Annotated in this window: 24 protein-coding genes and 3 riboswitches; of the genes, 8 read left to right on the top strand and 16 right to left on the bottom strand. The window is 54.9% G+C overall.

Annotated features, from left to right (window positions below):
• Nucleotides 1–153: 153 nt before the first annotated feature.
• Entirely contained in the window at nt 154–960 is an 807-nt protein-coding gene (locus tag ISS99_RS04335) for an AraC family transcriptional regulator (protein WP_204630362.1), read from the bottom strand.
• Nucleotides 961–1,154: 194 nt separating this feature from the next.
• Between ISS99_RS04335 and ISS99_RS04330 the strand changes: the two genes are divergently transcribed.
• Entirely contained in the window at nt 1,155–1,898 is a 744-nt protein-coding gene (locus ISS99_RS04330) for an SDR family oxidoreductase (RefSeq protein ID WP_204630361.1), read from the top strand.
• Nucleotides 1,899–2,380: 482 nt separating this feature from the next.
• Here ISS99_RS04330 and ISS99_RS04325 read toward each other — a convergent pair whose 3' ends face one another.
• Nucleotides 2,381–3,043 (bottom strand): hypothetical protein, encoded by a 663-nt coding sequence (locus ISS99_RS04325; protein ID WP_204630360.1) that lies wholly within the window; start codon nt 3,041–3,043, stop codon nt 2,381–2,383.
• Nucleotides 3,044–3,092: 49 nt separating this feature from the next.
• Nucleotides 3,093–3,159, top strand: a riboswitch (Fluoride riboswitch).
• Between the two features lie 459 nt (nt 3,160–3,618).
• Here ISS99_RS04325 and crcB point away from each other — a divergent pair.
• Complete coding sequence (crcB, locus tag ISS99_RS04320; RefSeq protein ID WP_204630359.1) at nt 3,619–4,050, top strand: fluoride efflux transporter CrcB; 432 nt, start codon at nt 3,619–3,621, stop codon at nt 4,048–4,050.
• Between the two features lie 118 nt (nt 4,051–4,168).
• Here crcB and ISS99_RS04315 read toward each other — a convergent pair whose 3' ends face one another.
• The 5 genes from ISS99_RS04315 to ISS99_RS04295 are packed head-to-tail and all read right to left on the bottom strand — an operon-like array spanning nt 4,169 to nt 8,485.
• Nucleotides 4,169–5,629 (bottom strand): DUF2971 domain-containing protein, encoded by a 1,461-nt coding sequence (locus tag ISS99_RS04315; protein WP_204630358.1) that lies wholly within the window; start codon nt 5,627–5,629, stop codon nt 4,169–4,171.
• A gap of 53 nt (nt 5,630–5,682) precedes the next feature.
• Nucleotides 5,683–6,345, bottom strand: a complete 663-nt coding sequence (locus tag ISS99_RS04310) for a hypothetical protein (protein ID WP_204630357.1) — start codon at nt 6,343–6,345, stop codon at nt 5,683–5,685.
• Between the two features lie 38 nt (nt 6,346–6,383).
• Entirely contained in the window at nt 6,384–6,641 is a 258-nt protein-coding gene (locus ISS99_RS04305) for a hypothetical protein (RefSeq protein ID WP_204630356.1), read from the bottom strand.
• Nucleotides 6,642–6,667: 26 nt separating this feature from the next.
• Nucleotides 6,668–7,402, bottom strand: coding sequence for a YoaK family protein (locus tag ISS99_RS04300; RefSeq protein WP_204630355.1), 735 nt, complete (start codon nt 7,400–7,402; stop codon nt 6,668–6,670).
• A gap of 42 nt (nt 7,403–7,444) precedes the next feature.
• The gene (locus ISS99_RS04295; RefSeq protein ID WP_204630354.1) at nt 7,445–8,485 is read right to left on the bottom strand and encodes a DNA-binding protein; all 1,041 of its coding nucleotides are present in this window, start codon (nt 8,483–8,485) and stop codon (nt 7,445–7,447) included.
• A 305-nt stretch (nt 8,486–8,790) separates the two neighbouring features.
• Here ISS99_RS04295 and ISS99_RS04290 point away from each other — a divergent pair, with 305 nt between their 5' ends.
• Both ISS99_RS04290 and ISS99_RS04285 read left to right on the top strand, forming a co-directional pair.
• Entirely contained in the window at nt 8,791–9,666 is an 876-nt protein-coding gene (locus ISS99_RS04290; RefSeq protein WP_204630353.1) for an SMODS domain-containing nucleotidyltransferase, read from the top strand.
• 19 nt (nt 9,667–9,685) lie between these two features.
• Entirely contained in the window at nt 9,686–10,225 is a 540-nt protein-coding gene (locus ISS99_RS04285) for an SLATT domain-containing protein (protein WP_284343807.1), read from the top strand.
• 132 nt (nt 10,226–10,357) lie between these two features.
• On the opposite strand, the gene ISS99_RS04280 is transcribed toward ISS99_RS04285, so the two are convergent.
• The 8 genes from ISS99_RS04280 to ISS99_RS04245 all read right to left on the bottom strand — a co-directional run bounded on the left by ISS99_RS04280 (nt 10,358) and on the right by ISS99_RS04245 (nt 15,736).
• A complete protein-coding gene (locus ISS99_RS04280; protein WP_204630351.1) occupies nt 10,358–11,062 on the bottom strand; it encodes a hypothetical protein in 705 nt (234 codons plus the stop codon).
• The gene (locus ISS99_RS04275; protein WP_204630350.1) at nt 11,059–11,721 is read right to left on the bottom strand and encodes a hypothetical protein; all 663 of its coding nucleotides are present in this window, start codon (nt 11,719–11,721) and stop codon (nt 11,059–11,061) included. Before ISS99_RS04275 ends, ISS99_RS04280 begins: the two co-directional genes overlap by 4 nt.
• A 41-nt stretch (nt 11,722–11,762) precedes the next feature.
• A complete protein-coding gene (locus tag ISS99_RS04270) occupies nt 11,763–12,110 on the bottom strand; it encodes a hypothetical protein (protein WP_204630349.1) in 348 nt (115 codons plus the stop codon).
• Nucleotides 12,111–12,184: 74 nt separating this feature from the next.
• On the bottom strand, nt 12,185–12,925 hold the full coding sequence (locus tag ISS99_RS04265) for a DUF6602 domain-containing protein (RefSeq protein ID WP_204630348.1): 741 nt from the start codon (nt 12,923–12,925) through the stop codon (nt 12,185–12,187).
• A 21-nt stretch (nt 12,926–12,946) separates the two neighbouring features.
• The gene (locus ISS99_RS04260; RefSeq protein WP_204630347.1) at nt 12,947–13,849 is read right to left on the bottom strand and encodes a CBASS oligonucleotide cyclase; all 903 of its coding nucleotides are present in this window, start codon (nt 13,847–13,849) and stop codon (nt 12,947–12,949) included.
• Between the two features lie 2 nt (nt 13,850–13,851).
• The gene (locus ISS99_RS04255; protein ID WP_204630346.1) at nt 13,852–14,355 is read right to left on the bottom strand and encodes an HORMA domain containing protein; all 504 of its coding nucleotides are present in this window, start codon (nt 14,353–14,355) and stop codon (nt 13,852–13,854) included.
• Nucleotides 14,352–14,825 (bottom strand): hypothetical protein, encoded by a 474-nt coding sequence (locus ISS99_RS04250; protein ID WP_204630345.1) that lies wholly within the window; start codon nt 14,823–14,825, stop codon nt 14,352–14,354. Before ISS99_RS04250 ends, ISS99_RS04255 begins: the two co-directional genes overlap by 4 nt.
• Nucleotides 14,822–15,736, bottom strand: coding sequence for an AAA family ATPase (locus ISS99_RS04245; protein WP_204630344.1), 915 nt, complete (start codon nt 15,734–15,736; stop codon nt 14,822–14,824). Before ISS99_RS04245 ends, ISS99_RS04250 begins: the two co-directional genes overlap by 4 nt.
• A 329-nt stretch (nt 15,737–16,065) precedes the next feature.
• A riboswitch (Fluoride riboswitch) is annotated at nt 16,066–16,131 on the top strand.
• Nucleotides 16,132–16,213: 82 nt separating this feature from the next.
• Between ISS99_RS04245 and ISS99_RS04240 the strand changes: the two genes are divergently transcribed.
• From ISS99_RS04240 to ISS99_RS04225, 4 genes are all read left to right on the top strand, one after another.
• Entirely contained in the window at nt 16,214–17,521 is a 1,308-nt protein-coding gene (locus ISS99_RS04240; RefSeq protein WP_204630343.1) for a voltage-gated chloride channel family protein, read from the top strand.
• Between the two features lie 21 nt (nt 17,522–17,542).
• Nucleotides 17,543–17,893, top strand: a complete 351-nt coding sequence (locus tag ISS99_RS04235; protein ID WP_204630342.1) for a DUF190 domain-containing protein — start codon at nt 17,543–17,545, stop codon at nt 17,891–17,893.
• Nucleotides 17,894–18,076: 183 nt separating this feature from the next.
• A complete protein-coding gene (locus ISS99_RS04230) occupies nt 18,077–18,310 on the top strand; it encodes a CrcB family protein (RefSeq protein ID WP_204630341.1) in 234 nt (77 codons plus the stop codon).
• 141 nt (nt 18,311–18,451) lie between these two features.
• Nucleotides 18,452–18,517, top strand: a riboswitch (Fluoride riboswitch).
• Between the two features lie 57 nt (nt 18,518–18,574).
• On the top strand, nt 18,575–19,702 hold the full coding sequence (locus tag ISS99_RS04225) for a PilT/PilU family type 4a pilus ATPase (protein ID WP_204630488.1): 1,128 nt from the start codon (nt 18,575–18,577) through the stop codon (nt 19,700–19,702).
• A 13-nt stretch (nt 19,703–19,715) separates the two neighbouring features.
• Here the strand turns inward: ISS99_RS04225 and ISS99_RS04220 are convergent, their stop codons facing one another.
• Nucleotides 19,716–21,464 carry a dynamin family protein gene (locus ISS99_RS04220; RefSeq protein WP_204630340.1) on the bottom strand — a complete coding sequence of 583 codons (1,749 nt, stop codon included), beginning with the start codon at nt 21,462–21,464 and terminating at the stop codon, nt 19,716–19,718.
• Between the last annotated feature and the right edge of the window lie 8 nt (nt 21,465–21,472).

The following is a 21,472-nucleotide window of genomic DNA, read 5'->3' as shown; positions in this document are numbered from 1 at the left end:
GGCGACAATGAAATCACGTTCGACTTCTGCTTGCGTCACGGCCTTTTTCTAAGCCACCCCGATGGCCAAGACCCTGGCTGGCAGGTCCAGACGGTTGTTGACGATGGTCTGCCGAGGCAGAACTGGCTTGAAGGGATGGGCAGGGCTTCGGCATCAAGCCGAAGGTCGCAGCAATGCCAGATCGTTGCTCGGCGCAACGCCAAAGCACTTCTTATATTCGCGACTGAACTGCGAAGCGCTCGCATACCCGGTGGCGAATGCAATCGACGTCACGTTGCTGGATCCCGATGCGAGTAGCCGGCGCGCATCCAGAAGCCGGATGTAGCGCTGATATGCCAGTGGGGCATAGCCGGTGATGGCTTTGAAGTGGCGATGGAACGAAGTGACGCTCATGCTGACGGATTCGGCCAGGCGATCAATGCGCATGGGTTGGTCGGCGTGATCTGCGATCCATTCGGCCGCTTTCCTGATTTGCCCAAGCCGCGCGCCATGGCCTCCTATTTGGCGAAGCTGAGTCCCCATGGGTCCTTGCAGGAGCCGGTAGCAAAACTCGCGCTCAAATTGCGGAGCGAGCACTGCAATGTCGGAGGGTGTGTCGAGCAGGGAAAGCAGGCGAGCCAGGGGGTCCAGCGTGCGCTCATCCGATTGCATCACCGTAATGGTTTTGGCCGGCGAGGTAGTGGGTGGATCAGGCATGTCGATCAGCAGGCTCGCGATGACCCCGGCATCGAGCCTCAGTACGAGGCCAATATAGGGTTCGTCCGCCGAGGCCTCGACAACCTCGTGCGAGAACGGCAGTCCTACCAGGGCGGCCGCGCACATCCCGGGCCGGAAGATGTGGTCCAGTCCGGCGAACGTCAGGCGCTTTTCGCCTTGAAGCAAGAGATAAAACGAGGCTTCAAAGAGGCCCGGAGCATAGGTGCCGGGCTCGCGCGCCGACCTGATCGTCAGGCTGGGCACGATCGTGGGCTTTCCTGACGAGCTGAGGTGGCGACAGGCGATCTCGGTGAGTCTGGTAAGCACGGCAACCTCGATGTCCGGGTTTACAAACTAGTCGGATTGGTAGGATCAGGCAAGCCTCTGGAGTGATGATGGATGCTGCATGAGCGGTGTCAGCCGATAGTTGTACGGGATCCCCACTCAACGAGGCTTTCATGTCTTCCAAAGAAATCGCGCTCATCACGGGCGCAAACAAAGGTATTGGCCTGGCGGCCGCTCGCCAGCTCGGCGAACAGGGCTACACCGTCTGGCTGGGGTGCCGGGATGCGGCACGTGGCGAGTCGGCGGTGTCCGAACTACGCAACACTGGGGTCGACGCGCACCTTTTGGTTCTGGATGTCGCCGACACGCAAAGCGTGGCCGCAGCCAAAGGGAAATTTCAGGAGCAAGCCGGCACGCTGGACGTGCTGATCAACAACGCAGGCATCAGCCTTGGCGGCGTGCCGGTGCGTGTTACGGAAGAAACCGTGGATGACATGCGCGCGATGTTCGAGGTGAATACGCTTGGACCGATGCGTGTCACGCAGGCGTTTTTGCCGTTGCTGCGGCGTTCAAAAGCTGCGCGCATCGTGATGGTAAGCAGCACGCTTGGATCCATTTCCGACACCATGGACACGGCAAGCCCGATATGGAGCGCCGGCTATGGTGGATATTCGGCGACCAAGAGTGCGCTCAACATGCTTACCGCGAAGCTGGCGAAAGAGTTGTTGCCCGAAGGCATCAGAGTGAACGCGGTGAATCCCGGGTACACCGCCACCGATCTCAATGACCACAAGGGCTATCGAACAGTGGAGGCGGCCGCGAAGGTGATCGTTGAACTCGCAGCCTTTAATGTCTTGGGGCCAACGGGCGGCTTCTTTCATGACGGCCACAGCCACCAGAATCGGCATCCGTGGTGAGCGTGGGGGCCTGCCGCTGAGGCGACAGGCTCACCTCTGCATGATTTTGACTTCAGCCGTTTTAAGGGTCCAAATCCAATTTTACATAATATACATTATGCGCAATTATGGAGAGATCAAAGATCGGGCTAAACGGCTTGGCGCCTGGCTTGTCAGGCTATCCGCCCTGCCGCACAGATCCTGCAAATGGCGCCTCGGCACCACCTACTGGAGGGACGGCAGGGAAACGGCCAAAATCCGGCAGTTTGACCTATAACCGCATGATTTCCTTAATTTTTTACAGTTGCAGGTCTGAGCCTTGCATCGCTGCATCCTGAAGCTGAAACGAAACCCTGGCCCGCTGAAATAGTCGTTTCGCAGGCACGCAGATAATTTGGGAGGCCGAATGTGAGTATGAGGCGACCTGCCCTTACTCAAACCAGAGTGCCTGTCCCTTAAAAATAGCTCTGACCGGTAAAGAGAAGCTCTAGCTGGCGACCATTTCAGAATGGCAGTTTGCTTGGATTGACCCAAGAGTCGAACTTCTGGGCGCCACGGGCCCAACGGTCACCCTTGCGCGCAGCCGTCTGCAATGAATCGGGCCCTTTTAGCTCCCAGCTCTCATTCTTTGCTTTACTGGGGGTGGTCCGGTCTCTGGATTCGCAATGAGCAAGGAAGCGCACCATGCGCTCCATCATGTCGTCTGCGACCTGCAGCTTTGTGCCAGGGGGATATCGGGCCTTTTCCCGGTAGCGTAGATAGTTCGGCAGTTGGACCTCACGAGGCCAGCAAATGAGTGGCATGTTAGCGATGGGCCGTCGTGTATCGCGGGGTAGATAATATGGCCCGAGATCAATTATGACATCCATGGTTTCTACCCAGAAGTGCGCGGGGACACCCGGCTTTTCGGTTTTGAAGCCATCCATTCCTGGCTGATTGTCTTGGGTATACAGGACGAAGCACGCGACGTCACCGGCAACAATGTCACTAGCAATCCCCTCCTCCTTGAGCAATAACTGCAGACCGAACGCAGCGTACATGCAGCGTTTCCAGTAATTGTCGGGAAACATTTCTCGGAGTGACTGATCAACAACGGACATGCTGAGGCGGATGTGCTCTGGAGTAGAAACCTGACGGGGACGTTGCGGCGTATGGTCCGTTGGCATGAATCAAATCCGTGTTCTATGGAAAGGGCATCGACCCTGATACGATAACCGGCAATTCGGAGATGGCATTCCTCCGCTAACCGCCGACAAGATCGGCTGATGATGCCTACGAGCGCCTGGACAAGGCGGCCGTAGGCTTTTTTATGCCTGTCGAGCCTCTCGTTCGGGTTTGATCACCTCAAACCTGGAAGACAATGAAACCAGATAGCAGCCTTAGACCAGGCCCAGGGCAGCTGTCTTGGGCAGCAGCGATGGCCATGGCCGCGCTGGTGACATTCTCCCGGCAAGTATCCATCGTAAGCATATTGGGAGGGTGTGGTTGTTTACTGTATGCGTGGTCGTTGACGTGCTATCCAGTGGCTGGCTTTCGCGCAGCTCCGCGATCCAGTAGGGGGACTCATATTCTCCGCGACATTTCGCCCTTGTTTGTAACAGGTGTGATGATGTTGGGCCTTGGGTTAATGGCAGTGTCTGTGGTCGTCATGCTCTTAATCTGACAGCCTTAAATATTCCTAACTCTACGACAGAGATCATTAGGCCGTCTCTTGGCCGAATCACCATACGGGGTAATCGAGATGAAAGGGCTGAACTTCCGGGGATTTGTTGCCGTTGGCGTCGGCGGAATCATGGGGTGCTGGCTTCGCTATATCTTATCTGCGATGTTCAATTCCCTCTCCCCTCACCTACCGCCCGGCACTCTGGCTGCGAACTGGATTGCTGCATTTTTTATCGGATGCTTGGTGGGCGTATTTCAGCGCTTCGAAACACTGCCAATAGAACTGCGCTTATTTACTACGACTGGCATCCTGGGCGGACTTTCAACTTATTCGACCTTTTCGGCTGAAGCTGTGGGCCTCCTGCTTGCAGGACACTACCGGTGGTTCGCGATACATGTGGCTAGCCACTTAATAGGTTCCCTCATGTTGACACTGTTGGGCATGTATCTCGTTCACGTGCTTCTTCGCAAGCGTTACCGCGACATGGACAATCCAGAGCCCGAGAAGTGACTATTTTCGACGCAGTAAATTCTTTAGGATCTATCCGCTACCAATACGCGCATCAGATTAAATGCATCACGCGGCCGATCGACAACGCCAATTGCTTCTACTCCTCGGCCAAAGCTAGCTAACGCGGTGGTTCCTTCAAGATTGTTTCGATGACGCACATCTCCGCGAATTTCACCTCATTGCGATTGTTCGAAAAATACGCCTGATAGAACTTAAATTCTTTCCTGCCGTGCTTGCGGCAAAGCTCTTCGATCACGCGTATAACGGCGATTTTTTGCTCAGCCAGTACGCGCACACCAAAAATGATAGCTTCGAGCGCTGAGAATTCGTAGCCTAATTTCCGATCTTCGGTACTCAAGTCGGACAACATCGAATACAGCACTAGGCGCTGCTCCTGTTCGGCCTCCCAGGTTTTCGTCTTGGTCGTTGCCGAAATTAGATACTTCTGCCAATACTTCTCCCTCCATGCGCTACGCCCTTCCTCGTCGCGGATAAGCAGAGGACTGATTTGTCCGTTTTCCCCGCTATACCACTGGGAATTTACTTGGGGGGTGGGGGCGGCGCCGAGTGATTCGAAAAAATTCATGACCGCGTGCTCGGCGCGATAAATGACGGGTTTGAAATAGTGCTTTCGCATCGAGCGAAAACTACCGCCCCCATTCCACCCTACTATCGTGTTGAGATTGATATAGGGTCCATTCTCATCCTTTTCAGCTCGGTATTTCAGGCATATGCCTTTGTGATTGTCGCCGTAATAGGACCACATTGATGGTGCGTCGCATTTTTCCATGAAACATGCAGCGTGCCAAGGCACATGCATGATCGTGTTCAGTTGTCGCACATATGCAATGCAAAAGTCATTGAATATGAAAATGCGATTCGCGTCGTTTAGGTCTAGCGCTTTGACATAGTAATTTAATAGGTCTGTGTCTTCTTGCTTGCACAAGAAATATAAATATGCTTCCTCTATTTTTTCTGGAGCATCCGCGAAACTTCTCTCGTACGCATCAAAAAGTTTGATTGAAGCTTCAATCCTCGTCAATTCAATTGCCGCGCCCGATGGAGTATCGGAGGTCGTACCAGGGTGTAGCATTTCATGGTGACGTCGGAAATTCTCATATACGAGAAACACTACGAAATAGTGTATCGATCGAAGATGTGCGGTGAGCTCAATTCGCCCGATGCGACGTTTTGAATTGATGATACGATCAATGAATAGCGCGATGGTTGGATTTTCGAAGAAATCTCTTTCGAGTTCATCGTGATTTTCGTGGCGACCAGCAATCAAAGGGTCTTTAACGGGTATGTCGCTTGGACCGATCTTTCTTTCGGTTTTAAATAGCGACCACAGTCCGAAAACAAATGCAACGCAGAAAAGGTAATTTTTAAAAAGATTTCGCCAGACTACCGGGTCACCCTGCCAGTACAAATTGATATGCCCTTCGAGTGGGTCATTAAGTTGATCAGGTGACGCAAAGAATACATATTGGTTGTACAGCTCCTTTCGCGCGCCTATCAGGTTTTCAATGGTTCTAAACCTATAGAAGAACGTTGAGTCGCTTTGCGCTTTTGCGTCCATGTTGTTCTCAAAAGGGTGGCAGCGTTGGATTAAGTATTGCCCTCAGCGATCACTTACTTGTCTGTCAAGGCGTCACAACGCCAAGCAGCCTCCTCGATTGCGTCTCTAAGGCATACACTTTGAAGTTGTCCCGTCAACGTGCCCCAATTTCCGTGGGCAAAGTTGTTCCTTACCTCACGAAAAGTTCCGATTGGAGTCAGGAGGCTCTCTGGCTCGTTGAGTTTGAGTCCTGAGTGAACAAGATAATTTAAGTGAAACTGTATATCGCTCATCGAGCGATCCGTCTTCTTGGGGACGTGACCGAATAAACTGTATGCAAGATGCTTTAGACCCCACTCCGTAAGGCTGGCAAGAAGAATCAGTGGGGCTGCCTTCGCAAAGGTTGCCACGTTGTCTTCCCATCCAGGGATGGCTTCAGAGTAATAATCCAGCGCTTCAGCGCCGACAGAAGCTTCGCCGATGACCTTCACACTTTGATGCTGAAGTTTCATCAGCGTGCCTTCCGAGGCAATCAACTGGTTGAAGCAGTAGTCGTTAAGCTGCCCAAGCTTGTCGAAGAGAATCCAGAATGGCTCCCAAAATCGCGAAGGTCGATAAAGGTAAGATCCATTAACAAGTGCTCGGCCTTGCTCGTCTTCCATCGTTGCCTGCGCCCAATACAGGTGATATTTTTGCGCGACTGCCAACTCATGATCGCCATCACATTCATCTGACATGAATCTTCACCCCCCCCCTTGAGGATTCATCTGATCAACTAAACGCGCACATACGTCCAGCTTTTCAGCCCAAAACGCTTGGCCCATTCTTTGGCCGTTGCTTTGTCACCCGCTGGAAGCAGGCGGGTACGATCGAGCTGATCGATGAAGGAGAATGGTGTCATACCCTCAGAACTGGGTTCATCAAAGAGGTAAAAGCGGATGATGTCAGTCGTTGTTGCCAAATAGTATTGGGTATTGCCGGGGGCCTTGTTTCCCGCGACATGTGTGTATGTAATGGTCCCGCGTTGTGCCATATTAGTTTTCTCCATTGACCAGTGGCTTAGCGAACCAAGAACTGCTTGGCGTGTAGGTGAGATCGAACTATTGCATTTCCCGCCATTGCAAAGAGTAGCGCGGCAGTAGCAAAAAGAAGTTTTGTGCCGACTGACTGGTAGATCACCACGCCGGCAATGCCGCCTGCTAAGAAAGATACAACCGTCTGAACGTGCAGGCGAAGCTTTGATCGATAAGGCGCTGCTTCGGCATTGAGTTCACGCCCACGAGCAATGTCGAACAGCATACTCAATTCGATGCCAATGTCTGTGGACATCCCCGAAATGTGTGTGGTGCGCACTCGCGCATCTGAAATACGCGTAACAACGGCGTTCTGGATGCCCATTAGAAAGCTAAGGCCGAGGATAAGAACGGGGCCGCGTTCAAGCGAGGGGATGAAGAGCTCGATCCCACCAAGCAACACCATTAGGATGGCCTCGGCAAGAATGCCGATGGCGTAAATGCTTCGGATGCTTCGTCGACGTCCCGCATTGATCAGCAACGTCGACACCGAGGCACCGAAAACAAATGCCATAACAATGGACAAGTAGAAAGCACTGATCCACCACTCACCGGCTGCGGCATGATCGGATAGTGAGGACACGTTTCCGGTCATATTGGCCGAGAAAAAACCTACGGCATGGAATGCTGCCGTGTTCAGTGCGCCCGCGATGGCGGCAAGTATGCAGGCAAGTCGACGATCGACGCCGTCGCTGCGAGCCTCCCCCTGTCGTAGCAGCATGGTAAGGGTGCTTGGTGATGATAGTAGGGCTAGTGTATTGCGTTATGGTCCCGACGGCGGTTTTGCACTAGGCGCAGCCATGTGCGGCGCAGTTTTAAGACTCGCCAAGAGCCCCTCAATGGCCTGCAGACGTTGGTCGTGACGTGCCTGTTCTTCGCGTTCCTGATGCCAAGCAATACGCTCCGCCTCCCAGGCAGCCTCACGGCGCTGGAATTCGCCACGGAGTTGCTCCAATTCGGTATGGGTCTCCACCCATTGTCGGGCTACAGTTTCAGCCTCTCGTTTTACGGCAGCCAGCTCCTTGACGGTGGTTACAGCCTGATCGTGGTGCCGCTGGAGTTCACGCAACGCTTTGTCGCGCTCAGCGTACTGCTCGCTGAGGCGTGCGTTTTCACGATTGAGATGCAGCACGTCCTGGCTTTTGCTCGTGAGGATATCTTGGGCTTGGCGCAGCTCCACCTGGAATGACTGCACTTGGTGCTCATGGCGGCGCAGCTCCGCCTCGCGCTGTTCTCGCGACGACTGGCGGAAATGCTCCAGGGCCTCGCGGGCCTGCTGGTGTTTGGATTCCAATGAGGCAACGTGTGTATCCCGTTCCTGCAGCCGGGCTTCCAGGCCGGCAATGCGTTCGATCAGGGTGGCTGACTGCGTGCGCTCTTGATGCAGCTCCTCTTGGGTGGCTGCGTGCGCCTCCCGCTCATCGCGCAATCGGGTTTCGATGCGTTGCAGCTGATCGCTGAGGCTCCTTCCCTCTTTGGCCTGTTCAGCCATAGCTGCTTGGGCCTGCGCGACGGTCGCATCACAGGCGGTTTGAGCTTTGGCGATGCGTTCGTCCGCTTCCGTACGGAGCTGCTCAGCAAGTTGCCCCACCAGATGCTGGAGGGCGTCACTCACGGCCTGCCCGGCAGCGCCTCCCCTTTCCTCTTCCGCTTCCAGTTCTTTCATGTGGCGATGGATGGTCGAGCGCGACCCGGTATTCCCCAGGGCGACGCGGATGGCGTCAATGGAGGGGCTTAGGCCCTGAGCCAGAAGACTATCTCGGGCTTGCTTGACCTCGGATTTATAGATGCCGCCGCGCGCCATGGGCCTCTCCTCACTATTTCGTACTGTATTACGTAATATGTATATACATACTATTTTGAATGCCGTCAAGGGCCTATCGCGGGTAAATATAAGGCGGAATAATCTTGGATTATCCCGCCTTAGGGCCAGTCAGCACGCGTTTTGCCGCAAAAACAGTACGAAAAGCGCGCGGCTGACGAGAGGGGCTTGGAAAGTCTGGCGCGGAGGCGCGCCGGATGGGCATGGCGGATGCCCCCCCCTACGGCGAGACGGGGCCGGTATGATCAGCTCAGTGCAGGTACGCCAAAAACAGGGAGCTCACCGCCATGGGCGTCGGCGAAGACTTCAAAACCTTCTGCAGCAATCTGGCGATTGCCAAGCGGGCAACGATCTCCGATCGCTATGAGCTGATCACGCGCCGATTGAACCTGGAATTTTGGAATACCGACTCGAAGACCTATCACAGCATTCAGGCCGGTTCCTACGGGCGTGGTACCGCCACCGTGAAAACCAGCGATGTCGACATGGTCTTCTGGCTTCCCTATGCGGATTACGTCCGCTTCAACGGTTACGCCGGGAATGGCCAGTCAGCCATGTTGCAAGAAGTGCGTACCGCGATCAAAAAGACCTACTCTGTTACGAACGTAGGTGGTGACGGTCAGGTCGTGGTGGTTCCTTTTGATGACGGAATTATCTTCGAGGTATTGCCGGCGTTCGAGAACGGAGACGGCGGCTTTACCTACGGGGACGCCAACGGCGGTGGAACTTGGAAGATCACTAATCCGCGCCCCGAGATTGCTGAGATCAATACTATGGATGCCACTTGCAACGGTAACCTAAAAGCGTTGGCTAAGATGGCACGGGCATGGCGGCACGTTTGGGCGGTGCCAATCAGCGGCCATCTTCTGGACACGCTGGCGTATCAATTTATTCGATCCTACGAGCACAGGAATAAGTCCTACCTCTACTACGACTTTATGAGTCGTGATTTCTTCGCGTTCCTCAGCGATCAGAGCGAAACGCAGCAATATTGGCTCTCACCAGGTGCAGGTCAGTACGTCTGGAAGAGTGGTAACTTTCAATACAAGGCCAAGCAGTGCAGAAACATTGCCATGACGGCCTGCGAATATCAGGCGGATCGTTACGGTTGGGCCGCACGACAAAAATGGCGCGAGATCTATGGCACTAAATTCCCCGGATGACTTGGACGCGCAGGCCCTCGTGGCACAGATACGCGAGTGCTACGGCCGTGTTGTCTATGCCACTAAAACCCATGAAAAGTGCGCAGATCTATGCACGCGTCGCCTTGGTCACTTGAAAATCTGGCAGATCATTTTGTCTGCAGTGACCACGAGCGGCCTGCTAGCCGCCTTGTTTGGTGGTGACAAGGTGAGTTACCCCGCCACCCTAGTCGCTGCACTTATTTCGTTATTGCTTCTGGCGCTCAATGCATATGCCAAAGACATCGATCCTGGTCAGCAGGCTGAAAAGCATAAGAAAACCGCCAGTCAGCTATGGGATGTTCGCGAATCATACCTCTCGTTACTTGCGGATCTGCATGATCAGCGCCTGACATCGGAAAAAGCCAGTGCCAAGCGAGACGAGTTGCAGGCGCGTTTAGTGGCGATTTACGGGAGCGCGCCTCGGACAAACCCCAAGGCCTACGCTGACGCGAGCAGGGGGCTGAAGGAACAGGAAGAGCTGACGTTTTCGGATGCCGAAATTGATGCTTTTCTTCCGCCAAGCCTACGCTCCAGGTAACAACTCGCGCCTCGCCTTGACGCTCATTCGTGAAAGTTTGAGGCAAGTATTCCGCATCGCTCGCGCAATAGTTGTCTATTTCACGTTATCGTATTAGTACGCGTCCTTGGCAGATTGCGTTTGGGCGGCCCGCTACAAACCCATATTGTGTTTGGCAGCCCCGAAGTTTGGCGCATAGTTCATTCGCACCGCCAGGAAGTCGGCAGCAATGTCGGATGACAGGTGGGATCCGGCCGAAACGTAGTACTCGTTCGTGTTGGACGATGCAAAGACGATGGGGGCTGTAAGTCCCGCCGTCCTGAGCTCTTGCGCGGCTTCGAGGTACGTTTCAACAACCACGCAATCCTTCATCGAGTCCTTACCTTTACGTGCCGGCGTTCGCGGTGCATTGACCCGAGCAAAAGCGCGCGCCGTGATGCCGTCGTTCCCGGGCGCAGGTTTAGCAACGGCAACCCATCGATCCAAGGCCGCCCTAGCACGCACCACGTGACCGTGCAGGTGCTGTGTTTGCAAGGCGCCGCTAGCACCGAACTCCGTAGCGATGTCATGGATACGTTGCGCCTGCACCCGAAAACGCGTGAGCTTGGTAGCCGCTTCTTGTTCGATCTCGGTCAAGTGAACGTCCAATTCGGCCATCACTTGATTGGCCACAAGCACAACAAGATCCTTGCGCGTCTCCGCTGAAGCCAGCAGCGCAAGACCCGCCTTGACGTCATGTATCTTGATGGACTCACGCGTGATATCGCGCATCACATCGAGAATCGTACAGGTGTCGACGCACAAGATGGGCGCACCCAGGCCCACGAGGTCCGTGATGTCCCCGGCTGCAAGGCTCATGACTGAAAGGCGTCATACGTTTGGAGCAACGCACTTGCAAACTCATACTCCACCGCCAGTTCGTGAGCGCTCTCCTCTGGCCAGGCATCTACCTCCCTAAGCCATCGCGCAAGATCACCGGGACTCATCCGTGCGGAGGAACGATGGGCGCGAATCAAAAATTGAAACCACCGCTCCTGATCCAAAGGGTGCGCTGCGCCTGTGGACTTATTGGCCGCTCCCGAGAAACGGCGCAACGCTGCGGCCGTTCCAGCGTCGAGCCAATCCGCGAGCGATCGTTGGGCTGAGGTCAGCTCAACACGAAAGGCACCGCTGCGCGAGGCTGGCGTGGCGATGCACGCCACAAAATCTTGGAGAATGGTGTTGTATTGCGCGATGCTAAGCTGTCCAACGCTTTCTGGCACGATGTTGGAGACGTAATAGCCATCTGCGTCCTCCCACAACACGAGGGCTGATCTATCGATGCCTTCGAACGGTTCACGCACTAGAGCAATAACATCCTTACTATGCGATCCAGCGCTTAGAAGAACCTTCTCCTTTTCCATTGCATGGCGCCACGGCGCGCGTACCTCGCCCAAGATGGCTTCGCGGACGGATGCTCCGCCGGGCAAGGTTTGCAACCTTAGATCCTGGAAGACCTCGATGCTGGTTTCTGTCATGGTGAAATTTCCAATGATCGACCTAGTGGCTATTGCACTTGTCACGCAACCCGGTCACCAATGCGCGGCGATGGCGTTGCAGTGGCACTCTCGAAGTCATGTGCGAAGTGATTGATAAAGGTTTCAATCAAGTGGCCATGATAATAGGCATAGACGTCCGCCGGAATCGATGCATTTTCAGGTTTGATGATATTGAACCGTAGTAATTCATCATCGACGGTTGCTCTAAAAAACGCTTTGCCAGCCCATTGCTGTGCGACATGCGTGTAGTAATCCAGTTTCAAGCGCCGCCAAGTAGTGATCTTGCCTTTCGCTTCGTGTTGATCGATGCGGGTATTGAACGCGTCGAGTAGCATCTGGGCTTTCTTGGTGTGGAAATAGACAGCCATAAAACCTCTCCTGGGTTGTCCGAACGCGACAAATGCGGCACGCCAACGGGCGCGGACCGCTACCGGACGAATCACTAACGATGAATGATGGCGGCATACGCCGCCCAGTCGATGGCTGGCACCGTTCCGAGCGACTGAAGCTTGGAAAGCAAGCGGAAGAGAAAATAGATCAGTGCACCTTCACTACCGACGATCTTCAGCTCCCCGTCGAACGTATCGAACGCACCATGCTCCAATGCACAGCCACAATCGAGCAACTCCAGTGCGTCGGCAGGCAGGTTCTTATGAAAGGTGCCACCCAGACCATCGGCCCAGCTGGACCTTGCGGCAACAATCCCTGAGACGATGCTGGCGTGAGGTTTCGGTGGATATGTACCGCCGGCGTGGGAAATGGCTACCGATGTACGATGAAGTTTTCGGACCGACGCCGCTTTCTGCCCCGCGTACACGAGATAATCCTTGTCGAAGTGCGGCTTGGATTCCAGCACCGCATAAACCGCTTCGGCGGGAATGTATCGATGCTTCTGCTGATCCAACAGCGTGGGCGTGTACTGGTGGTCGAAGACGACGATATCGATTTGGTCGCTATGCCCTCCCTGGCTATCGATGACGATCCCAGACGACACCTCATAACGCCTGGGTAAGTAAGCGCGAAGAATTTCGATCCAATGATCTTCGTTGACCGCGCCTTTGGTACCTGCGTGTTCAATCGACTGGAATGCGCGTTTTAACTTCAGTGCAAGTTCGGCTTGCACGTCGACGAAGGCTGATCGCATCCAATCCGTATCACTCTTCGGTTCTTGATGAGTTGGCATGGCTGACGTCCTACCTTGGGTTCACGACAACGGAAACATGGGGCCAAACAATGTCCGCCAGGCGCGGAGTGCGTCACCATTTCGCCCCTGACGAGCAAGGTTGATTGCCAGACTGGCCTCCCGGCCGGCCGCCTGCAACAGCTGCTGCGCACGTTGCTTGCGCGCGGCATCCATGTCGTTGCTAATGGCGGGACCGAGGCCGGCAGGATCGGACCACATGTCATGAATGCGGTCAGCCAAGGTGGCAAAGAACGCTTGAATTTCGCGGTCAAACGAACCACCCCAACCCCCATGGAGGCATTCCATGGCCATGACCTCAATCAAGAAGGACGGCTTGACCGGTTTGTCGGTGCCGTGCTTGGGGTTGTTGTTCCAATATTTCACCATGCGCACTAAGCCCTTCCACTCACTGGAATAGGCCTTGTGGGCTGCCACCGCTTTCTGCGCGTGGATCTCGGGATCCGTCTTGATCCATTGCCCGGACGCCGAGTCGGGAATCTCGTACTCCGTCCCCGTGTCGAACGCGGGAACCGCATCCACACTCACGACGCGGTAATCGGTTTTGTCTTCGGCATCCACTACGACGCCGAAATCGATATTCACCGAGCGTGCTTGCTTGCGAACGCAATCTTTACCGTACTTTTCAACGAGAGCCTGATAGAACGCATCCAGCACAACATTCGCCGGTTTGTCGCGGTAGTGCCTCTCCGAATCCTTCAGAACGAAGAAGATGTCGATATCCTTCAGCGGCTTCGTCTTGGTGTGTCGTGCGTAGGATCCTGTCAGGAAACTACGTGCAATACCGAACTTGGTTTCCAGGTAATCACGGACTTCGTTCTGCCGTTTCGAGGCATTAGCCTGCTCGCGGTCGTTGAGTTCCAGTCGCGATTTGAATTTTCGAAAAGCTTCGTCCAGCGTCAACATGGTTAACGTGACCTCCAGTACGCGGTTTGGCCGCCGAGACCGCTGTGTTCGACGGTCGTTCCCAAGCTTTGTCGCACCATGCTGTCCGTTGAGCGTGCGGTTACAGGCCCCCAGCCTGTAACCGTAGGCGCGTTGGGTTTGGTGTAGAGCCTTAGGTCGTAGAGTGCGCTGGACGGCAAGACGCCGCTTTTAGCAATGGCATAGCGAAGTTGGTCGGTGTCGGTCCAGAAGCTTCCGTCGCCATCTGCCGACCACGCATAAACAACCTCGATGTCCCAACGTGTAATCAGCTTGTTCGTGTTGGGGTCGTAAATTTCTAAGGTCACTTTGTCGAGATGTTCGGACTCGAGCCAGGTTTTAACCGCGCGCTGGTTGCTATCCCAGTTGGCCACGAAATGGCTGGGATTGAGGCCGCTAAGGCGAATGATGTCCTTCAGACTCTTGAGGACGTTGTCCGTGACGTAGGTGACCGAATGCGTGCGTGAGTAGGTGGCAACAGCGCTCATGATTGGCTAAACCCCGCGATGTCCAATGTCAGGGATGTTGCCGACGTCTCGGCCGCCGCCTCCGTCACGAAGCCGGCCGCCTGGTCGCGTGCGGTAATGCGCGAACTATGGCGTTCGAGTGCGGCTTGGACCCATGCCAAGTTGTCTTTCGGGCATGGCAGCGATACCGACCACTCCCCATTGAGGGGATCGAAGCCCAGGCTGTCTTCCTTGGCGTCATCACCGTCTCGCGCTTCCTCGCCATAGAGGCAATAGATACGTGTGCGCGGGCCATCGCACGTGACAACGATCGGTGCCTGGCGCGGTGCCTGATCCGCGATCAAACTTGAAGCAATACCGATCACCGCATCGAGTTCCTGGCGTGCGGTACCTTCCCTCCCCTGCGTGAGTAGCGCCACGATCAGTTGCCAGGTGTCACTGGCAGTGCGTTCTGGGGTGCTGCGAATCGTGCGGCTGACGACCGTAGTCATGCGCGTTTCCCTTGCCGAGGGCGGTTGGCTTTTGCGTCGGTGATGGCTTTCAGCAAATGATCGATCGTGACGCGGTTGGGATCGGTCGCCGTCTCGCGAGTGGCGGCCAATGCGTTTGCGACGACCTTGCGAATGGCACGGCCGTCCAATCCTTCGCATGCTTGTACGCAATCGCCAAAACGTGGCGCGTTGGTGAGCTTTCGAATGTCCGGAAAGGTGTTGGCGAGACCGTGCAAGCACGCTTCCAGAATCTGTCGACAAGCCTCCCGATTGGGCAGCGGTATTTCCATCACGAGGTCGCAGCGCGACACAAAGGCGCTGTCGATGGCTTCGGGGAAATTGCTCGTGGCGATGAAGAGCAAGTTGGGATACTTCTCGGCCAGCAGATCCAGTTGCACCAGGACTGCATCGGTCGCGCGATGAACGTCGATCGGATTGGCGTCCAGGCTCAGCTTGGAGCGGTCGACAGCGAGAGTTTCCACTTCATCCAGCAGCACGATGAGGGGTCCGGCGCTTGCTGCTTCGGAAATGGACTGGGCAAAGAGGTCCGAGACCGCTCGCTGGGTCTTGCCTAGCGACGAACTGGCTAGGGAGTGCGGCTCCACCTCCAGTAACCGCATCCGGCAGCTGGAAAAGGATTCGGCAACACGATGCGCCAAACCCCGGGCCAGTGAGGTCTTCCCCGTCCCTGGCGCCCCCACGAGCAAAATCACCCCGTGCAGAGGGAGGATGCTCCGGTTTACCCGAGGGCGCACAGTAAAGTTGACGACCGCCTGCGACAGCAGTTGGGTCTTCTGCACCTCATCCATCACGATGGACTTCCACAGTTCGCCCAATGTCGGGTTAGGAAGCGCCCATTCGCGATGAATACCCTTGGATAATGCGTTCGTTGCGATCAACGGACCGGTCATAACGTCCCTGTGTATTGGGCCAGTGGAAGAAATACAGTCCGCTGCCCCTGTTTTGGCCCCAGACCTATGACCCCTATGGGTAGTGATTTGCACATTTTCAATAGCCTGCGTCACAGATTCCAACATTTGCGGATAGTTTGCGTGCCCGCCGTCTCAATTGCCGAGACAGAAAGGATGGGCATTCCATCCCACCGATGAGCACTCGGTGCTCGCCAAAGTCAGGTCGGGCCCAACCGAGACGCGCGCGAGACCTCGAACCCTGATCAGCGGTGAATAAAAGCGCCCATTTTCTTTCGCTGTATTGCGCCGCAGCAATCATTTGTTATACTTCTGTGAACGGAGATGGCATTCCTCCGCGAACCGCCGAGCGATCGGCTGATGATGCCTACGAGTTCCCTGACAGGGAGGTCGTGGGCTTTTTTATGCCCACCATTTTCCGTCTGTCCGGGTCTGATTCATTTCACACTTGGAGACTGGATGAAGCGTGTAACAGTGCCCGAGCAAGTGGCCATGGTGCCCTTTCTCGGACGGTGGTTGATCTACTCAGCCATAACGGGCGGCTTGATTGGCTGTGCCTCCGCCCTCTTCCTGTGGTCCCTCGAATGGGCCACGCAACAGCAAACCACCCATGCGTTCATGCTGGCGTTGCTACCGGTCGCCGGCCTCGTCGTCGGTTGGGTGTACCACCGCGTTGGCAAGGACGTCGAGGGCGGCAACAACCTACTGATCGATGAGATTCACGATCCGCAAAAACTGGTGCCCAAGCGCATGGCGATCCTCGTCTTTGCTGGCACGGTCATTACGCATCTCTTTGGCGGTTCGGCGGGACGCGAAGGTACGGCTGTGCAAATGGGCGGCACCATAGCCGATCAGATCAGCCATCGCTTTGGCCTAAACAAGGACGACAGGCGCATCCTGATGATGGCGGGCATCAGTGCGGGCTTCGCGTCCGTTTTCGGCACTCCCGTGGCGGGCGCCATCTTCGGACTTGAAGTGCTCGCCATCGGCAAAGTTCGTTATGACGCGTTGCTGCCTTGCATGCTGTCTGCCGCGATCGCAGACCAAGTGACGCTGCATCTGGGTATACACCATGCCATCTACAAGGTGCCGGTGATTCCTCATATGAGCTGGCAAGGTGTGCTGTCGACCATCGTGGCCGGCATCTGCTTTGGCGTTGTCGGCATGCTCTTCGCCAACGCTACACATGCGCTGTCGGCCTTCTTCAAGCGAACGATCAAATATCCGCCGTTACGGCTCTTCGTAGGTGGCTCCATCGTGGCGGCTGCCACATACGCCATTGGTTGTCGTCAATATCTGGGATTGGGCATTCCCACTATCCAGGCCGCCTTTGCGCATCCCTTGCCGGCCTATTACTTCGGCGGCAAGTTCGCGTTCACCACTATGACGCTGGCTTCCGGGTTCAAGGGGGGCGAAGTCACGCCATTGTTTTATATCGGCGCCACATTGGGTAACGCCTTGGGTTACATCCTCCCGCTGCCTTTCCCGCTGCTCGCCGGCCTGGGCTTCGTCGCTGTTTTTGCCGGCGCCGCGAACACGCCGATTGCCTCGACCATCATGGCGGTCGAGTTATTCGGATCTGAGATTGGAACCTACGCCGGCATGGCCTGCGTGGTGGCTTACCTCTTCTCCGGCCACACGAGCATCTACCGTGCCCAACGCGTGGGCCATGCCAAGCATTTGCATTGGCCCGAAGGCATTCGTCTTGCGGACATCCCGGCACTCCGCCGTACCCGTCAGATCACCACGTCTACCAACAAATCCTAATCATCTTTCATGAGTCCAACGATGAATAAGCTAGTTGCCCTGCGTCTTTACTTCCACCACGCCGAGAAGGTTCAACACGAGCGCTTTTGGCACCATTTTACGCGCCCGAGCTTGGCCTCTCACCTCATGAAATCTGCTCACAGCAAGGGCATTGAGCAAGTGCTCATGCATCAGGTGCATGGAGGATATCTCGCTGGTGGCAAACCTCAATTGCATCATGTGGAGCACCCCCATCCTCATTTGCCGCACTGCATTGAGTTGATCGATATTGAAAGCAAGTTGCGAGCATTCTTGGATGATCATGCGCATCAATTTAAGAATGTCAGAGCACTATTCCTTCCTTGTGAACCGGTGGCGGAACCGGTCAACTAGGCGGTGACTGAAGCAAAGGATTGGAGGATTCCCGGCATCGGCCGGGAATCTCTTGCGAGGGACTTGGGCTGATGGCAATGTCTGCGCTCATGTTCTTTATCCGACAGCCTTAAATATTGCTGACTTTGTACATTGAGATCATTAGGCCTTTTCTTGACCTAACCCTCATACGGAGCAACTGCCATGGAAGCACTGAACTTACGCGGATTTTTTGCTGTGGGTGTTGGCGGAGTGCTAGGGTGCTGGCTGCGCTATATCTTGTCTGTGACATTCAATTCTCTCTTCCCTCATCTGCCGCCTGGCACGTTAGCCGCGAATTGGATTGCAGCTTTTCTTATCGGCTGCCTAATCGGCATCTTTCAACGCTTCGAAGCGCTTCCGATAGAGCTGCACCTGTTTACTACGACGGGATCCTAGGTGGCCTGTCGACTTATTCGACCTTCTCAGCAACCGGGCCTTGCTCTTTTGCGGGCCGATAAGAAGAAGCCATTACGGCGATTGTCGACGCTTCCGAGACAAAGCCCCTGCAGTTGGCGTCTGCATCGTTTCTGCGGTACTGTTTTCTCGGGAGATGGCATGCCTCCCTTCATAAAACGCCATGTGGCTGATGATGCCTACCATGTGTCCCATCCGGCTTACTTGATGGGATATCGGGCATCATCTCAAGCCGAGGGGCGAATTATGGATCTGCATACCTTTCTTCATCTCATGGTGGAAAAACGCGCTTCCGACCTTTTTCTTAGTTCCGGAGGCCGACCCAGCATAAAGATTGATGGACAGACCCATCATATCGGCGAGGTAAGACTGACCGCCGAGCAAGTGCATGCCATGGCCTTTTCGGTCATGAACGAGCGGCAGCAACGCGAATTTGAATCCATCCTGGAGATGAACTTGGCCATTAATCTGGCCGAGGTGGGCCGATTTCGTATCAACATCTATCGGCAGCGCGGTGATGTCGCCATGGTGGTGCGCTATATCACCAGCCAGATTCCGTCCATCGAAGCCCTGAATCTTCCTTCCATCCTCAAGGACCTTGTTGCGCTTCCTCGCGGACTTATCCTGGTCGTCGGCGCTACCAGCTCGGGCAAGTCCACCTGCCTTGCCTCCATGGTGGATTACCGCAACAGCACTCGAACCGGTCATATTTTGACGATCGAGGAACCCATCGAATACCTTCATTTGCACAAAGAGTCGGTGGTGGATCAACGCGAAATAGGCCTCGATACGCTCAGCTACGCCAATGCACTGAAAAACGCCATGCGTGAGGCGCCTGATGTCATCCTGATCGGGGAAATTCGCGACCGGGAAATCATGCAGCAAGCGATAGCGTATTCCGAGACCGGGCACCTGTGCCTGGCAACCCTGCACGCCAACAATGCCTCTCAAACGCTTGACCGCATCATCAATTTCTTTCCGGAAGTGGCGAGGCAGCAGTTGCTTATCGACATGTCACTGAATCTCAAAGCGGTTGTTTCCCTGCGCCTGTTGCGAGGCACCGATGGAAAGCGCATTCCGGCGGTCGAGTTGATGCTGTCCACCCCCTATGTGTCCGATCTCATTGCCAAAGGAGAAATTCATAAGCTCAGAGACGCCATCAAACAAGGGAAAGAGCAAGGAATGCAGTTGTTTGACGACGCACTTTACCAACTACACGTGGTCGGCCGTATAAATTATCAGCAAGCACTAGAGGCGGCCGATTCACAAACGGACTTAGCGCTTCGGTTTCGCCTGGATGGGCTGGCTCCCGCCGATGACTCCAGCTCGCCTCGACTCGACGATTATGTCGAGGGATTAGAGACGCCCCATTGAGTGAGCGAGTCGTTCACGCAGCCACTTTGGCGTATCCGAGTAGATGCTTTTTGACGCAGTCAATGTCTACCCTGAGTGTCGATAGCTCCGCACGGCGAATCATGACCTCGCTCTCCGTCAACGCTTTGCTTTGCATACCGGCGCGTATGGATTTTTCAATATTTGATCCAATAGACTCATAGCGGCCATCCATTTCTTGCTGAAAGCGCTTGGCATCCTTCGTTATGTGCTCTTCAAAATCATGACGAAGTCGACCGGATTGCGTTTCCACCAGCTCGTCGGCGCGCATTCGTGCATGCCGAAGCAGTATCGGATAACTAAGCACGGTCGGAAGCAACCTTAGAAAAAAGCTGCCTAGCAAGCTTAGTCCGCTGGGCTCGTACCAAAATTTATACAAGAAGTCTTTTTCACTTTTTTGCCGCGCACCTGGCTTGATAGGCGTGAGCGTCACCTCGAAGATGGACGCGGAATACTTGGCAAGTTCAGCGATGTGGTTGCACATTTGCCCCCAAAACTGCGTGTACATGGCCTCAAGCTCGACGCCGAGCACGATCCCCTCGTCCTTTCGCCATGCATCAAAGCCACCTCTCACGTCATCGACGATAAGCTCCTCAAGGCCTTTCTGAAGTGCGATGGAGCCATCCTGGCGCAACGACGCGGCCCATTTATTCAAGTGGTCATGCAATTGAAGCTGGAGACGAGCCTTGAGAGCGGCGAGGTCGGGTTCCAACCGCCCCTTGATGATTTTCTGGCAGTCACTCAGGAGCAAGCAGTCCATGTTTTCCCGCGCCTTTAAAAGCTCCGCCTTCTTCTTGGAAAACGCTGCCAGGCGAACTTCGAGCTGTTCCAGGGGCAACTCCATGGCGCGAATTTCAAGATCGTTTGACAGTTCTCGTTCCGTCAAACATTGCAGAACTTGTCGACGGATGGAGTCTATCCATACGCGTTCACTCTCATTCCTTAAAAAGTGATGAAGGGCATATTCGAAATTTACCAATCCACTCTTTTCACGCAGAGCGTGGCAATCGGACTGATAGGCCTCCAAGGCCATGCGAGCTGATATGGGAAGAATGGGAATTTCATCCCCAATAGTCTTTCGCAGCACGCCTCCAGTAAATGCAATCGACTCCTGCAATTCAGAAGACGATAGCAGATCAACCTTGTTGAGAAGGCAGAAGACCTTGCCGGCATACCCCCGTATGCAGGCAAGAAAATCCAGCTCGTTACGACTGAGCGGCTGATCGGCGGAAATGACAAAGATGACGGCATCCGATTGCGGCAGATAGTGATGCGTCACCTCACTGTTTTGCTCGTGTACGGACCCGACACCGGGCGTATCAACCAACTGCACCCCGGTGTTGAGCCAGTGACTAGGGTGATACACCGTCACGGACTTTACGTCCTTGATGTTTCCCGGATTCCCGCGCTCGGTGGCGTACTCGGGAAGTTGCGACAGAGGAGCTTGCTTACTATCGCCGTTAGCGAATTGTATGGTGATGGACGCCGACAGCCCCGACCTCACCATGGTGATAACCGATGTCAGCGGGACGACACCCATGGGGAGAACGTCATCGCCAAGCAAGGCATTGATGAATGTGCTTTTCCCTCGCTTAAATTCTCCCGCGATAACGATATTGAAGAGGTGCTCGTCTACCCTTTTTTGAAGGGCAGCAATGATATCGGCGGGTATGCCCGCGACGCCTGACGCTTCCCTGAGGATTGATGAGAGCTCCATCTGATCGGACTGATACATCGTGCTCATAGATGAAC

Source organism: Dyella mobilis, from assembly GCF_016904945.1.
GTDB classification, from domain to species: Bacteria; Pseudomonadota; Gammaproteobacteria; order Xanthomonadales; family Rhodanobacteraceae; genus Dyella_B; species Dyella_B mobilis.
This window is presented reverse-complemented; position numbering and strand designations above follow the sequence as displayed.

Coding starts and splice junctions, on each gene's coding strand:
- ISS99_RS04330 (WP_204630361.1), top strand. CDS start 1,155: ATGTCTTCCAAAGAAATCGCGCTCATCACGGGCGCAAACAAAGGTATT.
- ISS99_RS04325 (WP_204630360.1), bottom strand. CDS start 3,043: ATGCCAACGGACCATACGCCGCAACGTCCCCGTCAGGTTTCTACTCCA.
- crcB (WP_204630359.1), top strand. CDS start 3,619: ATGAAAGGGCTGAACTTCCGGGGATTTGTTGCCGTTGGCGTCGGCGGA.
- ISS99_RS04315 (WP_204630358.1), bottom strand. CDS start 5,629: ATGGACGCAAAAGCGCAAAGCGACTCAACGTTCTTCTATAGGTTTAGA.
- ISS99_RS04310 (WP_204630357.1), bottom strand. CDS start 6,345: ATGTCAGATGAATGTGATGGCGATCATGAGTTGGCAGTCGCGCAAAAA.
- ISS99_RS04305 (WP_204630356.1), bottom strand. CDS start 6,641: ATGGCACAACGCGGGACCATTACATACACACATGTCGCGGGAAACAAG.
- ISS99_RS04300 (WP_204630355.1), bottom strand. CDS start 7,402: ATGCTGCTACGACAGGGGGAGGCTCGCAGCGACGGCGTCGATCGTCGA.
- ISS99_RS04295 (WP_204630354.1), bottom strand. CDS start 8,485: ATGGCGCGCGGCGGCATCTATAAATCCGAGGTCAAGCAAGCCCGAGAT.
- ISS99_RS04290 (WP_204630353.1), top strand. CDS start 8,791: ATGGGCGTCGGCGAAGACTTCAAAACCTTCTGCAGCAATCTGGCGATT.
- ISS99_RS04280 (WP_204630351.1), bottom strand. CDS start 11,062: ATGAGCCTTGCAGCCGGGGACATCACGGACCTCGTGGGCCTGGGTGCG.
- ISS99_RS04275 (WP_204630350.1), bottom strand. CDS start 11,721: ATGACAGAAACCAGCATCGAGGTCTTCCAGGATCTAAGGTTGCAAACC.
- ISS99_RS04270 (WP_204630349.1), bottom strand. CDS start 12,110: ATGGCTGTCTATTTCCACACCAAGAAAGCCCAGATGCTACTCGACGCG.
- ISS99_RS04265 (WP_204630348.1), bottom strand. CDS start 12,925: ATGCCAACTCATCAAGAACCGAAGAGTGATACGGATTGGATGCGATCA.
- ISS99_RS04260 (WP_204630347.1), bottom strand. CDS start 13,849: ATGTTGACGCTGGACGAAGCTTTTCGAAAATTCAAATCGCGACTGGAA.
- ISS99_RS04255 (WP_204630346.1), bottom strand. CDS start 14,355: ATGAGCGCTGTTGCCACCTACTCACGCACGCATTCGGTCACCTACGTC.
- ISS99_RS04250 (WP_204630345.1), bottom strand. CDS start 14,825: ATGACTACGGTCGTCAGCCGCACGATTCGCAGCACCCCAGAACGCACT.
- ISS99_RS04245 (WP_204630344.1), bottom strand. CDS start 15,736: ATGACCGGTCCGTTGATCGCAACGAACGCATTATCCAAGGGTATTCAT.
- ISS99_RS04240 (WP_204630343.1), top strand. CDS start 16,214: ATGAAGCGTGTAACAGTGCCCGAGCAAGTGGCCATGGTGCCCTTTCTC.
- ISS99_RS04235 (WP_204630342.1), top strand. CDS start 17,543: ATGAATAAGCTAGTTGCCCTGCGTCTTTACTTCCACCACGCCGAGAAG.
- ISS99_RS04230 (WP_204630341.1), top strand. CDS start 18,077: ATGGAAGCACTGAACTTACGCGGATTTTTTGCTGTGGGTGTTGGCGGA.
- ISS99_RS04225 (WP_204630488.1), top strand. CDS start 18,575: ATGGATCTGCATACCTTTCTTCATCTCATGGTGGAAAAACGCGCTTCC.
- ISS99_RS04220 (WP_204630340.1), bottom strand. CDS start 21,464: ATGAGCACGATGTATCAGTCCGATCAGATGGAGCTCTCATCAATCCTC.